The sequence below is a fragment of the Pseudomonas anatoliensis genome (genome assembly GCF_017976235.1).
GTDB lineage: Bacteria > Pseudomonadota > Gammaproteobacteria > Pseudomonadales > Pseudomonadaceae > Aquipseudomonas > Aquipseudomonas anatoliensis.
Genome location: NZ_JACVHC010000001.1, coordinates 994,715 through 1,008,083, shown reverse-complemented (window position 1 = coordinate 1,008,083; position 13,369 = coordinate 994,715). Strand labels below are relative to the sequence as shown.

Here is a 13,369-nt window from a genome sequence, read left to right as displayed (position 1 = left end):
ACATGCGTGTGTTGATTACCGGGGCCAACGGCTTCGTCGGGCGCGAACTGGTGCGCTGTCTGCTGGCGAAGGGCAGCGTGCGTGGACGGATCATTGTTTCGATGCTGGTGCTGGACACTGACTTGCAAGGCCTGCCGGACGATCCGCGCTTGCGCCGTCATCGCGGCAATATTACCGACGCCGCGTTAATGCGCCGGGTGCTCGCCGATGGCATTGATGTGGTTTTTCACCTGGCGAGCATTGCTGGTGGCGCGGCGGAAGAACATTACACGCAGGGCTACCAGGTCAACCTCTTGGCGAGCCTCGAATTACTCGATCAGTTGCGCAACAAAACCCAGCCGCCGGTGCTGGTGTACGCCAGCAGTGTCGCGGTCTACGGCGGCGAATTGCCTGTGCGCATGAATGAGCAGGCACCGCTGCATCCGGAGCTTTCTTACGGCACGCACAAGGCCATGGTCGAGAGTGTCATTGTCGACCTGGCCAGGCGCGGGGAAGTGGACGGGCGCGCACTGCGCCTGCCTGGCATCGTTGCCCGCCCGCGCGAACCCAACGGATTACGCTCGGCGTTCATGAGTGACTTGCTGCGCGCCTTTGCCGAAGGCGAGTCCTATCGTTGCCCGGTTTCCGCCGAGGCCACTGCTTGGTGGATGTCGGTGCGCTGCTGCGTGAACAACCTGATGCACGCCGCTGAGCTGGATCACCACGAACTCGAATCGCAACGGGTGTGGCAATTGCCGGTACTGCATCTGTCGATTGCCCAAGTGGTCGATGCCTTGGCGGCGAGTTATGGGCAGGAACGCCGCAACCTGATCACTTACGTCCCCGACAGTCAGTTGGAAGCGCTGTTCGGGCGTCTGCCACCGTTGAAAACCCCACAGGCGCGTGCCGCGGGTTTCAGCCATGACGGCAACGCCGCCACGTTGATTCGCAACTCACTGAACCCCGCCGCCCCTCGGCATTTATCGATTACTGGAGATTCCCTTCATGCAGCCAGCCAAGCCTAAACGTCGCCTGGTCGACCTCTCGGTCACGCTCGACAATAACCCTTACACCGATCCGCCGCCGTTGCTGCCGAAGATCGATTACATGGATCACCAGCAGGGCTGGCCAGAAATGGCCGCGATGTTTCCCGGGCTGCAACTGGAGCAGATGCCGGGTAAAGAGTCATGGGCCGCCGAGCGTCTGCAAATCACCACCCACAGCGGCACGCACATGGACGCGCCGTGGCATTACGCGTCGACCACCGATGGCGGCCAACCGGCATTCGGTATCGACGAATTGCCGCTGGACTGGTGCCTGCAAGCGGGGGTCAAACTGGATTTTCGGCACATGCCCGACGGCCATGTGGTGACCGCGCAAGAAGTCGAAGCGGAGCTGGCCCGTATCGACCATGTGTTGCAGCCACTGGATATCGTGTTGATCAATACCCGTGCCGGCGAATTGTTCGGTCAGCCCGGCTATCTGGATGCCGGCGTCGGGATCGGCCGTGAAGCCACGATGTATTTGCTGGAGCGCGGTGTGCGGGTAGTCGGCACCGACGCCTGGAGTTGGGACGCGCCGTTCAAGTACACCCGCGAGCGATTCGCCGCCAGCGGCGACGCCTCGATCATCTGGGAAGGGCACAAGGCCGGGCGTGATATCGGCTACGGGCAAATGGAAAAACTGGCCAATCTTGAAACCTTGCCGGCCAATGGCTTCGTGGTGTCGTGCTTCCCCTACAAAATCAAACACGCATCGGCCGGATTCGTGCGCGCGGTGGCGATCTTCGAGGAGTGAGTTGCCGCTGCTGCCCGTGGCATTTTGATCAAACAACAAGAGAGAAACCATGCCTTTTCTGCGAATGCCTTTAAGCCTGCTGCTAGGCGCGCTGACGCTGGGGAGCAGCCTGGCGATGGCTGCCACTGCGGAGTCGACGCCACCGAACATCCTGCTGATCGTCGCCGACGATCTGGGTTATTCCGACCTCGGCAGTTTTGGCGGTGAAATCAACACGCCCACCCTCGATTCACTGGCGCGCGAGGGCTTGCAGTTCACCAGCATGTACGCCGCGCCGACCTGTTCGATCACCCGTTCGATGCTGATGTCCGGCACCGATAATCACCTCGCCGGGCTTGGCACCATGGCCGAAGCGCTGCAGCCGTTTCAACGCGGCAAACCGGGGTATGAGGGGTATCTGAATCAACGTGTCTACTCGGTGGCCGAGCTGCTCAAGAATGGCGGTTACCAAACGCTCATGGTCGGTAAATGGCACTTGGGTCTGGAGGCTGATCAGGGCCCCGATCAGCGCGGATTCGAGCAGTCGTTCACCTTGCTGGAGGGCGGCGCGTCGCACTTCAAGCCTTCTAGCGTTGAACCGAGCAAACTGGAGCAGGTGCATTATCGGGAAAACGGCCGGGCGGTGCAGGTGCCCGACAGTTTTTATTCCAGCGATTTCTACACCGATAAGCTGATCGGTTATCTGCAAAACACCAAAAGCCAAGGCAAGCCTTTTTTCGCCTACGCAGCCTATACCTCACCGCATTGGCCGTTGCAGGCGCCCAAGGAGTATCTGGATAAATACCGCGGCCGCTTCGATCAGGGCTACGACAACGTGCGCCAGACGCGGATCGAGCGGATGAAGACGCTCGGTTTGCTGGCAAAGGACGCGCAACCGGCGCAACCCTTGCCGGTCAATCCAAAACTGCCGGGCTGGGACCAGCTAACGGCTGAGCAGCAACAGTTTGAAGCGCGAAAAATGGAAATCTACGCGGCGATGGTCGACAACCTCGACCACAACATTGGCCGCCTGATCGAGTATCTGCGCGAGAGCGGCCAGTACGACAACACGCTGATCGTGTTCATGTCTGACAACGGCGCGGCCGCTGAAAACCATGCGCAGTTCTATCCCCCCGGCGCAAAAACCGATAACCGCTTGGCGAACCTCGGCCAACCAAGTTCGCAGATCGACTATGGCATGCGTTGGGCCGAAGTCAGCGCAGCACCGTTTCACCTGTTCAAGGGCACCACTGCCGAAGGCGGGATCAGCGTTCCGGCGATTGTTCAACTGCCCAGGACACTGCGTCGTCAGGGCGTGGAACGGGGCGTGGCACGGGTGGATGACCTGGCGCCGACCTTTCTCGAGTTGGCGGGCATCAGCTTGCCGAGCGAGGCGGGCAAGCACCCGATCACCGGCAAATCTATCCTGCCCCTGCTGACGGGCAAAGGCAGCCCCCACGGCGATGGCATTCTGGCCGCAGAGTTGTTCGGCAACGCCTACTATCGCGAGGGCAACCTCAAGTTGTTGGGCATGCGCCCGCAGGCGGGATTCGGCGACCACGCGCAGCCGCCCCAATGGCAGTTGTTTGATGTCGCACAGGATCGCGGTGAAACCCATGACCTGGCGGGTGCCCAACCGCAAACCGTCGAACGGCTCAAGGCCGCCTGGCTGAAGTATGCCGCGCAGGTCGGCGTGGTCTTCGCGCCGCGCTGATACGGCGCAACCACCCAGCCGCCACGCGCTGTTGGCGGCGGCTGGGTGATGCATCGTCAGCCTTGAACGGGGCCGTTGCGCAGTCGCTCGATGATTCTGCGAGCACGGTTGGCGCCTACATCGACATGAATATCGATCATCGGGCGTGTGCCGAAGCGGCACATGTTCTGGTACTGGGCTTCGATTACCACCTTGTCTTCGTCGAACGTCAACATGGTCTGCTCGAGCACTTTGGCCATGACCGCCTGCGGATCATTTTCAGGGTTGGTGGCTATGGTCCAGAAGTAGTGGCTTGAGCTTTCGGTTTCTGGTGTCACGCCGTGAAAACCGCGCATATGGAAGCCGGCGCGGTCGGGGTCGTTCAGATTGTCCGTGCCTGCGTCTACCGCCCCGGTCCAGATGCGCAGGTGATTGATGTGAAATTCGATTTCCTGCCAGCGATCAACGTTGCCCTTGAACGGATAGGCTGCGGTGTAGGTCGGCGGTGGCACGGAGTCGGGCATGTGCCGAACCACGCGGACCATCGAGTCGTCACCGTCCACGTTCATCTGCGCGTTCATATGAATGCTGGCGTTGCCGCCGATGGTGCGTAAATGGACGTAGCCCAGATGGCTGAGGTCCATGAGGTTGTCGTGGATGAGCTGATAGGGCGCGTCGTAGTGATAGACATCACCGTCGAACAGGTATTTGCCACTGCTATGGACGTCGTAGGTGGGCGGCGCGAATGTCGGCTCAGGATGCTCGGCGCTACCGAACCAGATCCAGATGATCTGGTCCTGCTCGCGCACGTGGTAGGCGGGCACTTTCGCCTTGCTCGGAATCCTGTCCTGGCCGGGAATTTCGATGCACTTGCCGCCCTCGTTGAACAACAGGCCGTGATAGCCGCAGCGCAAGCCACGTTCTTCCAGCGTGCCGTTGGACAGTGGGAGGGCCCGGTGACAGCAGCGGTCTTCCAGTGCGGCGACCTGGTTATCGGCGGTGCGAAACAGCACCACGGATTTGTTCAGCAGCGTGCGGCCAATGGGTTGATCCTTCAGCTCCCAACCGAGCGCGGCGACGTACCATTGATCGAGTGGGAAACTCGATAGGGTGGGCGGCGCAATCTCGTGGGCAAGGGGCAGGGCGGCAGTCGTCATGGTGTTCTCCGGCGAGCGGGCAATGCTCGGTTCAGGTCAAAGGTCCAATACCAGGCGGGGCGATTTGGCACGTGAGCAGCACGGGGTGAAACGGTCATTGGCGGCGTGTTCTGCGGCAGTCAAAAACTGGTCACGATGATCACCAATGCCATCGAGCAGACGCGTGACACAGGTGCCGCAGACGCCTTGCTCGCAGGAGGTTTCGATTTCAATACCGGCCTCATCGAGTACCTCGAAAACAGTCCGGTCGGCGGGGATGTGGAATATCTGCCCGCTGCTGGCTATCTGCACTTCAAACGGCGTATCAGCGCTTTGATCGACTGGTGCAGCGGCGAAAAACTCTCGGTGCACCCGGTCTTCGGGCCAGTTGGCTGCTTGTGCAGTGTCCAGAATGAAACTCATGAACCCTGACGGGCCGCATACGTAAAGGTGGCTCGCACAGCCCGGCGTCGCTAACAGGGCGGCGGCATCAAGTTTCTGTTCAGGCGAGCCGCTGTCGTCGTGCAAGTACACGCGACTGGCGAATGGCGCTTGCCCGAACCACTGAATGAAGGCAGCGCGCTCTGTGGATCTAAAGCAGTAATGCAATTCGAAATCCGCGCCCTGACGGTGAAGCTCATGTGCCATTGCCAGCATTGGCGTGATGCCAATACCGCCGCCAAACAAAAGGTGCCGCTTGGCTGCGGGTGCGAGTGAAAACAGGTTGCGCGGCGCGCTGATGCTGAGTGTCTGGCCTTGGCTGACCCGCTCGTGCATGGCGCGGGAGCCGCCACGCGAGGCCGGATCCTTGAGCACGCTGATCAAATAGCGATGACGCTCCGTGGGGTCATTGCATAGCGAGTATTGGCGCGTGAGGCCGCCGGCAATGTGAACGTCGATGTGCGCACCTGCCTCGAAAGGGGGCAACGGGCTGCCGTCGTTGGCACAGAGCTCGAAGCTGCAAATACCTTCAGCTTCGATCTCTTTGCGGGTGACGTTGACTTCAAACATGACTTCTCCCTCCACACTGAAGTGGCTGCTGAAAAAACAAGGGTGAAAAAGCGCGCGTGCGGGCTACAAATCAGCCAGGAGAAAAGGCGCAGGGAAGGGCAGAAGTTGCATTCGTCAGGGAAGGGCGCAACGGACAAGGATTCATGAGCAAGACCTGATAATTATTTTTTTGAGGTGGTGCTACGGCGTAGTATGCGGGCATTGCACGCATCGCTTGGCTGAGTAAATCCTTATCCGATTTGGTTGCGGTGTCAACTAATATTAGAGATCTTTGACCTTCGGTGTTTTCTTTATGCCTACCGAAACACAACTCAACCTGTCGCGTTATGTGCCTGGCCTGGTGACGTTCCTGGCGAACAAACTCGCCACTGGGGCCTCCCAGTGCTATCGCAAACATTTCGGAATTGGCGTGGTTGAATGGCGGATGCTTTCAATGCTGGCTGTTGAATCCGATATCTCCGCCAACCGCATCTGCCAAGCCATCGGGCTCGACAAAAGCGCTGTCAGTCGCTCATTGCAGACGCTGGAGGCGGCCGGACGAATCACCAGTCGGCCTGATCCGGCAGATGCCCGGCGTTCGACTGTCCGGTTGACGGCCAGCGGCAAAGAACTGCACGACCGCGTGCTGAAAGTGGCACTCGAACGTGAGTCTCGCCTGTTAAGCGGGCTCTCGGCAGCAGAGATCGACACGCTGGTTGATTTGCTCGGCCGCCTGCATTTGCAAGTGCCGAACGTCAACAGCTATGACCCTGGTGACGCGTGAGGTGAGGAGACGCTGCCAGCGAACGTGCAGAGCCATAAACTCTAAATCCAACATTATGTGAACAATGAATCGTCAGCTGTTCGTCTCTCTGGATGGGCCCAAGGGCACCGGTAAAACCACACTGTTGGAGGCCGTCGCGAAAGTGCTGAGGGCCGACAACAACAAAGTTGTTCGGCTTTGCGAGAGAAAACGGGATCCCTACAGGGCAGAAACCATGGCCCTGGTCAACAATCTCGCCCGAAATCCCTCCAGGGATCTGGAGTGGGTTGTGTGCCGGGCCTTTGCTGAAAGCCGCAGCTGGATTTCCCGGCATGTGCTCACTGAACAACCGCCAGACAGCATCATCCTGATTGATCGCTGGTATCCGTCTGACGCCGCGTTTCGGCAAACAGTCCCGTTTGCCGACATTCTCCAGTTGAACATGGATCGAGACGTACGAGTGCCAGACCTGCATGTCGGCGTCGTTACCGACCCGGAGATTTCATGGGCGAGGGCAGCGACACGATCGCGAGGACTGGGCGGCACTGTGATTCAGAAATATGCAGAGCACGTTTTGTGTACCGAATTGTTCGAGCAAGCGGCAGCCGATCACGGTTGGGTTCTATGCCGCAATGAAGGAACAATCGAAGAGGCAACGATGCAGGTGGTATCTGAGATCTATGGAGTGCTTGGGAGGCGTGACCGATGACTGATCAATCTCTCAATTGAGCGCCATTTTCAGCGTCGTCACAGCGTGGTGATCTGTCCATTTCGATCCAGCTCAAAAACTTTGTTTTCCTGCAATTTCTCTTTCAGCCAGCGTTCAGCCTTGCCCAAGGGCCGCTGGCGAGCCCACAAAAGGTCCACGCCTATTTGCCAGTCGGTGTGCGGGTAGGCCGAGAGTTGAAGTTCTACCAACTCCCCTCTGGTCAGTTCGCGCTGGATGAGTTGACGGGGCAGGGTGGCCCAACCGAGGCCGGCGCGCACCATTTCCAGTAAAGCCAGATAGCTTTCTGCCTGCCACAGCTGCGTCGAGCGCAGGTATTCGCTGCTGGGCAGTTTGCTCGCGTGGGCGCTGAACGCCAGGCGTCGATGGACGTGCAGATCCTCGAAGCTGACGTTGTCGAGTTGCGCCAGCGGGTGATCGGGATGGCAGACGTGCAGCATGATCAGTTTGCCCAGTTGCTGGAACGCCAGCTCATTGGGGTAGTCGGGCTGTGAAAACGCCACGCCGAGTATGGCTTCGCCGCTGCTGACGAGCTCGCTGACATCGCCGTACACCGGGTGGCGGATGATCAGATCGACGAAGGGGAACGCTTCTTCGAAGGCTTTGAGTACGGACATGATCGGGCCGTACGGCGTTTCAATCGCGAGCGTCAGGCTGGGTTCGACGTCGTCCGACAGGCAGTCGGCGTGGGCTTCAAAGGTCATGCAGCGTTCGAGCACGGCCTCGGCCTGCCGCAGCAATTTGTGGCCACTGGCGGTGAGGGCAGGGCTGCGGTTGCTGCGGTCGAACAGGTCGACGCCGAGGTCGGTTTCGAGGTTGGCAATCGCCGCGCTGATGGTCGATTGGGTCTTGCCCAGTTTGCGCCCGGCGGCGGAAAACGATCCGCTTTTGACCACTTGGACGAACATCAACAGTTGATCGAGTGAGAAGCGCAAGCGGTGGACTCCCGGGTCGAAGGTGAGGGTTATCAGCGTCTGGCGAATGCCTGATTGTGCCGTGTAAGTGCCATCGAAAAAAGCGATGGTTGCCAATTTGTTTCATCGTAATAAACGTTCAAATATGACCCCGCGTCAAACGATCTCCGGGGCGATGTACCTTCAAACGCCCCTGAGCATGCCCGCGATCTCAATAGATGCCGCACCTTCAGGAGCGTGTGAAATGACCACACAACGCATTCATCCGGTGGACGAGGTTTTGCCGCTGCGCCAGTTGTTCACGTTTGGCTTGCAGCATGTTTTGGTGATGTACGCGGGAGCAGTCGCGGTGCCGCTGATTCTTGGCAGTGCGATGGGCCTGACTTCGGCGCAGGTGGTGTTGTTGATCAACGCCAACCTGTTGACCTCTGGTGTGGCGACGTTGATTCAAACCCTCGGTTTCTGGAAGTTCGGCGCGCGTCTGCCGCTGATTCAGGGCTGCTCGTTTATTGCGCTGGCGCCGATGATCATGATCGGCAAGGAGTTCGGCCTCAGTCAGATTTTCGGTGCGGTGATCGCGGCAGGATTTATCACCATTGCGCTGGCGCCGGTGTTCAGCCGTTTGCTGCGGTTTTTTCCGCCGGTGGTGATTGGCAGTCTGATCACCATTATCGGCATCTCGCTGATGCCTGCTGCTGCGATCTGGTTGGGCGGCGGTAATCCCGATTCGGCGGATTTTGGCAATCCCGCCAACTTGTTGCTGGGCTTGGCCACGGTCAGTGTGACGCTGGTTATCTATGCCAAATTCAGGGGTTTTATCGGCAACCTCAGCGTGCTGATCGGCTTGTTCGTCGGCAGTCTGATCGCAGCGGCTTGCGGCATGACTCACTTCAGCCGGGTCAGCGAAGCGGCGTGGTTTGAGCTGAGTGCGCCGATGGCATTCGGCGCGCCGGAATTCTCGCCGGTACCGATTCTGATCATGACCCTGGCGATGCTGGTGATCATGGCCGAGACCACCGGCAACTGCCTGGCAATCGGCAAGTTGACCGGCAAACCGACCACGCAACAGACCCTCGGCAACGCGTTTCGCGCCGACGGTTTGTCGACCATGCTCGGCGGCTTGTTCAACAGTTTTCCCTACAACGCGTTCACCCAGAACACCGGTTTGATTGCGCTTTCGAACGTTAAAAGCCGCTTCGTCGTCGCTGCTGCCGGGGCAATCATGGTGCTGATGGGCTTGTTCCCGAAACTCGGCGCGTTGATCGCGGCGGTGCCGACGCCGGTGCTCGGTGGCTGCGCGATCGTGATGTTCGGCATGACTACGGTCGCGGGGATTCAGGAACTGTCGCGGGTGCAATTCGAGGGGACGCGCAACGGCATCATCGTCGCCGTGTCGGTGAGTGTCGGCGTGCTGCCGATGTCCTTTCCGGCGCTGTTCGAACACGTCGGCCCAACGCTGAAGCTGGTGCTCGACAGCGGGATTTTCCTCGGTGCGATCACCGCCATCGTCCTCAATCTATTACTCAACAACGAAAAAAAATCGACCGAAACCATCGGCGCTACGTCGGCTGAACTGGCCGACTGACTGTGTTTTTTCCACTGCCCAGGAGTTACCCATGAATCAATTTACCCAGCTCATCCCGGCCGGTGTCAGCGATCTTGACCTGACATTGCTGCGCCAGACCATTGCCTTGTCCGAGGCATCGAAACAGCGCGGCCGCCATCCGTTCGCAGCATTGGTAGCCGACCGCAACGGTAAGGTGATTGTCGAGGCAGGCAACAACTCGATGCCGCCGGAGGGTGATCCGACCCAACATGCCGAACTGGTTGCAGCGGCTGCAGCGGCCAAGCTGCTGTCGCCGCAAGAGCTGGAACTGTGCACGCTGTACACCAGCGCCGAACCTTGCTGCATGTGCGCAGGCGCTGTGTATTGGACGGGGATCGGGCGGGTGGTTTATGCCTTGTCGGAGCATGCGTTGCTGGGGTTGACGGGAGACCATCCGGAGAACCCGACGTTCTCGCTGCCGTGCCGCGAGGTGTTCGCCAAGGGGCAGCGCAAGGTCAGTGTGTTGGGGCCGATGCTGGAGAGCGAGGCGGCTGAACCGCATAAAGGGTTCTGGTCGTAAACTGCTGTTGGGCACCTGCGACGTTGCGCTCACAATGTCCAGCGAGGCGGGGACAGTAAACAGGCTTGAATGCCGCGCATCCTCGGATGCGCGGCAGTCAATCGTTTCGCTACTCACGAAACTGTCGCAAAACGAACCTGGCTTTTACAACGCAAACGTAGTCCCTCGAGTATTCACAAAAAGCGAATAGATCGAGTGACTGCTGGCCATGAACAGCCGATTCCCTTCGCGTCCCCCGAAGCACAGATTCGGGCAGCGCTCTGGCAGCGAAATGTGCCCGATGGCCTTGCCCTGAGGATTGAAAACCCGCACGCCGTCGAGTTTTTCCAGGTCGGCCTTGGGATCACCATTGCCGCCCCAGCCGCACCACAGGTTGCCCGCTTCGTCGCATTTGATGCCGTCGATCGCGGCATATTCCAGCCCTTCAATGCGCTTGCGGCGTTCGCCGAGTGTGCCGTCGTCCTTCACGGCAATTGCCCAGACCAGACGATTGGGCTTGGCGCGACCTTCGACGACGTACAGGGTTTTTTCATCGGGAGAAAAGCACAGGCCGTTGGGACCGTTGAGATCGTCGATGACCCGCGTGACTTTTTTGCTCTCGCCGTCGATGCGGTACACGGCGTGGGGTTGGCTCGGGGTGACTTTGTGGCCTTCGTAGTTGTTGCTGGTCTGGAAGGGCGGGTCGGTGAACCAGATCGAACCGTCACTGTTGCAGACGATGTCGTTGGGCGAATTGAAGGGCTTGCCGTCGAAGCTGTCGGCCAGCACGGTGATCGTGCCATTGGATTCGGTGCGCGTGATGCGGCGGCCTTCGCTGGTTGTGGTGGAGCCTTCGCAGACAATCAGACGCCCTTGGCGATCCCGGCACATGCCGTTGGAAAAGTTGGAGTGTTCGCGGTACACGGTGAAGGTGTCGGTGATTTCATCCCAGCGCATGATGCGATTATTGGGGATGTCGCTGACCAACAAATAGCGGCCATCACCGACCCACACCGGTCCTTCGGCCCAGCGCATACCGGTGGCAAGTTTTTCAACACTGGCGTTGAACACACGTAGCTCGAGGAAGCTGTCGTCGAGGATGTGAATCAGCGGATCCGGGTAGCGCTGACTCAAGGGTTCGGCGGCCTCGGAAAGTCGGGTTAGCGCGGTACTGCCGACGGTGGCGAGTGTGGCGGAAACAGCAAGGGACTTTTTCAGGAAGCTGCGGCGGGTGTTGCCTTGCGCTCGGTCAGGGCTTTCAGGTCGAGCGGACAGGGATGAGTCCATGTAGCAATCTCCGTGGTTTTATTTTTTTTGTGGGAGACGTAGTAATACCTTGTGATAGGACATCGTACAAGTTGTTCGTTGTGCTCAAGTTGTAGGGCGCTTGTCCATAAGCGCCCTGACAGGTCAGCGGTCAAGCCAGAGCTTGATCTGCGCGCAGACGGCCTGGGTCGAAATGCCGTAACGATCATGCAGTGTCGGCAATGCCCCCGCGTCGAGAAACGCATCGGGCAAGGCAATCTGTCTGAACGTTGGCGTGACGCCGTTACGCAGCAGCACCCCGGCAACGGCCTCGCCGAGTCCGCCAATAATCGAACTGTTTTCTGCAGTGACCACCAGGCGACCTGATTTGCGAGCTTCGGTAAGAATGGTGTGCTCATCCAGCGGCTTTATCGTCGGTACGTGCAGCACGGCGGCATCCACGCCATCTGCTTGCAGTTCCTTGGCGGCTTCCAGTGCACGCATGGTCATCAGGCCGGTAGAGATGATCAACACATCGTTACCCGTGCGCAGGGTTTTGGCTTTGCCGATCTCGAATTGATAGCCGTATTCGTCGAGCACCAACGGCACATTACCGCGCAGCAAACGCATGTATACAGGCCCCTGATGTGCGGCGATGGCGGGTACGGCCTGTTCGATTTCCAGGGCATCGCAGGGGTCGACAATCATCAGGTTGGGCATGGCACGGAAGATGGCCAGATCATCGGTGGCCTGATGGCTGGGGCCGTAACCGGTGGTGAGGCCGGGCAGGCCGCAGACGATTTTGACGTTGAGGTTTTCCTCGGCGATGGCCATGCAGATGAAGTCATAAGCACGCCGTGAAGCGAACACCGCATAGGTCGTGGCAAAGGGTACGAAGCCTTCACGGGCCATGCCTGCGGCTGCGCTCATCAGCAGTTGCTCGGCCATGCCCATTTGATAGAACCGGTCCGGATGGGCCTTGGCGAAGATGTGCAGGTCGGTGTATTTGGACAGGTCGGCGGACAGGCCGACGATGTCCTGGCGTTGATCGGCCAGCGCCGCCAGCGCATGACCGAAAGGCGCGGCTTTGGTGGCTTGGCCCTCCGAAGCAATGGACGCGATCATCGCCGACGTGGTCAGGCGTTTCTTGCCCGGTTCGGCAGTCGTCATGGGTGTTTTGACGGCGTTGTTCATTGGTGTTTTCCTTCTTCAAGATTGCGCAGCGCCAGGTCCCATTCGTGCTCTTCAACACGGATGAAGTGGGTTTTCTCGCGGGTTTCCAGGAAGGGCACGCCTTTGCCCATTTTGGTGTCGCAGATGATCACCCGCGGCTGACGGCCGGAGTGATTGCGCGCAGCATCGAACGCGCTGACCAGCGCCTCCAGATCATTGCCGTCGACGCGCTGGGTGAACCAGCCAAACGCCTGCCAGCGATCGACGATGGGTTCGAACGAGAGGATTTCACTGGAGTGGCCGTCGGCTTGCTGGTTGTTGACGTCGACGATGGCGATCAGGTTGTCGAGCTTCCAGTGCGAAGCCGACATCACCGCTTCCCACGTCGAGCCTTCGTTCAACTCGCCATCGGACAGCAGGTTGTAGACGAAGGAGGGCGAGCCTTTGCGCTTGAGTCCCAGGCAGGCGCCAACCGCGATGCCCAAGCCTTGGCCCAGCGAGCCGCCGGTGATTTCCATGCCCGGGGTGTAGGCGGCCATGCCCGACATCGGCAGGCGACTGTCGTCCGAGCCGTAGGTTTCCAGCTCTTCGAGCGGGATGATCTCGGCTTCGATCAGCGCTGCGTACAGCGCAATGGCGTAGTGACCGATGGAGAGGTAGAAGCGATCGCGCTGCTCCCATTCAGGGTCTGCGGGGCGATGATTCATCGCATGAAAGTAAGACACCGCCAGCAGATCGGCAGCGCCGAGTGCCTGGCCGACGTAGCCCTGACCCTGGACCTGGCCCATGCGCAGCGCATGGCGGCGAATGTTGTGCGCGCGCTCCGTCAGACTCAGGGATGCAGCGTGTGAAAGATTAGTCGTCATGA

The 13,369-nt window shown here is 59.4% G+C and carries 13 protein-coding genes; 7 read left to right on the top strand and 6 right to left on the bottom strand.

Translation table 11 applies throughout. The features are described 5' to 3' along the window. The first annotated feature begins 2 nt into the window (after window positions 1–2). Genes ICA16_RS04440 through ICA16_RS04430 form a run of 3 tightly spaced genes read left to right on the top strand, consistent with a single transcriptional unit; the run spans window position 3 to window position 3,469 of the window. Window positions 3–1,004, top strand: a complete 1,002-nt coding sequence (locus ICA16_RS04440) for an NAD-dependent epimerase/dehydratase family protein (protein WP_210700034.1) — start codon at window positions 3–5, stop codon at window positions 1,002–1,004. Next, entirely contained in the window at window positions 985–1,776 is a 792-nt protein-coding gene (locus ICA16_RS04435) for a cyclase family protein (RefSeq protein ID WP_210700033.1), read from the top strand. The genes ICA16_RS04440 and ICA16_RS04435 overlap by 20 nt, the downstream gene beginning before the upstream one ends. A gap of 49 nt (window positions 1,777–1,825) precedes the next feature. Beyond that, a complete protein-coding gene (locus ICA16_RS04430; protein ID WP_210700032.1) occupies window positions 1,826–3,469 on the top strand; it encodes an arylsulfatase in 1,644 nt (547 codons plus the stop codon). 56 nt (window positions 3,470–3,525) lie between these two features. On the opposite strand, the gene ICA16_RS04425 is transcribed toward ICA16_RS04430, so the two are convergent. Then, complete coding sequence (locus tag ICA16_RS04425) at window positions 3,526–4,605, bottom strand: aromatic ring-hydroxylating oxygenase subunit alpha (RefSeq protein ID WP_210700031.1); 1,080 nt, start codon at window positions 4,603–4,605, stop codon at window positions 3,526–3,528. 36 nt (window positions 4,606–4,641) lie between these two features. Next, window positions 4,642–5,595, bottom strand: coding sequence for a PDR/VanB family oxidoreductase (locus ICA16_RS04420; RefSeq protein WP_210700030.1), 954 nt, complete (start codon window positions 5,593–5,595; stop codon window positions 4,642–4,644). 292 nt (window positions 5,596–5,887) lie between these two features. On the opposite strand from ICA16_RS04420, the gene ICA16_RS04415 reads away from it, so the two are divergent. Next, entirely contained in the window at window positions 5,888–6,358 is a 471-nt protein-coding gene (locus tag ICA16_RS04415; protein WP_210554786.1) for a MarR family winged helix-turn-helix transcriptional regulator, read from the top strand. A gap of 64 nt (window positions 6,359–6,422) precedes the next feature. Further along, on the top strand, window positions 6,423–7,046 hold the full coding sequence (locus ICA16_RS04410; protein WP_210700029.1) for a dTMP kinase: 624 nt from the start codon (window positions 6,423–6,425) through the stop codon (window positions 7,044–7,046). 38 nt (window positions 7,047–7,084) lie between these two features. On the opposite strand, the gene ICA16_RS04405 is transcribed toward ICA16_RS04410, so the two are convergent. Then, window positions 7,085–7,999: a LysR family transcriptional regulator gene (locus ICA16_RS04405; protein WP_210700176.1), complete on the bottom strand. Its 915-nt coding sequence runs from the start codon at window positions 7,997–7,999 to the stop codon at window positions 7,085–7,087. A gap of 223 nt (window positions 8,000–8,222) precedes the next feature. Between ICA16_RS04405 and ICA16_RS04400 the strand changes: the two genes are divergently transcribed. Continuing rightward, window positions 8,223–9,563, top strand: coding sequence for a nucleobase:cation symporter-2 family protein (locus tag ICA16_RS04400; protein WP_150615617.1), 1,341 nt, complete (start codon window positions 8,223–8,225; stop codon window positions 9,561–9,563). Window positions 9,564–9,594: 31 nt separating this feature from the next. Beyond that, window positions 9,595–10,104: a nucleoside deaminase gene (locus tag ICA16_RS04395; RefSeq protein WP_210700028.1), complete on the top strand. Its 510-nt coding sequence runs from the start codon at window positions 9,595–9,597 to the stop codon at window positions 10,102–10,104. A gap of 144 nt (window positions 10,105–10,248) precedes the next feature. Here the strand turns inward: ICA16_RS04395 and ICA16_RS04390 are convergent, their stop codons facing one another. The 3 genes from ICA16_RS04390 to ICA16_RS04380 form a co-directional block, all read right to left on the bottom strand. Next, on the bottom strand, window positions 10,249–11,370 hold the full coding sequence (locus ICA16_RS04390; RefSeq protein ID WP_210700027.1) for an SMP-30/gluconolactonase/LRE family protein: 1,122 nt from the start codon (window positions 11,368–11,370) through the stop codon (window positions 10,249–10,251). 123 nt (window positions 11,371–11,493) lie between these two features. Then, window positions 11,494–12,522: a transketolase family protein gene (locus ICA16_RS04385; protein WP_210700026.1), complete on the bottom strand. Its 1,029-nt coding sequence runs from the start codon at window positions 12,520–12,522 to the stop codon at window positions 11,494–11,496. Continuing rightward, a complete protein-coding gene (locus ICA16_RS04380; protein WP_210700025.1) occupies window positions 12,519–13,367 on the bottom strand; it encodes a transketolase in 849 nt (282 codons plus the stop codon). The genes ICA16_RS04385 and ICA16_RS04380 overlap by 4 nt, the downstream gene beginning before the upstream one ends. Between the last annotated feature and the right edge of the window lie 2 nt (window positions 13,368–13,369).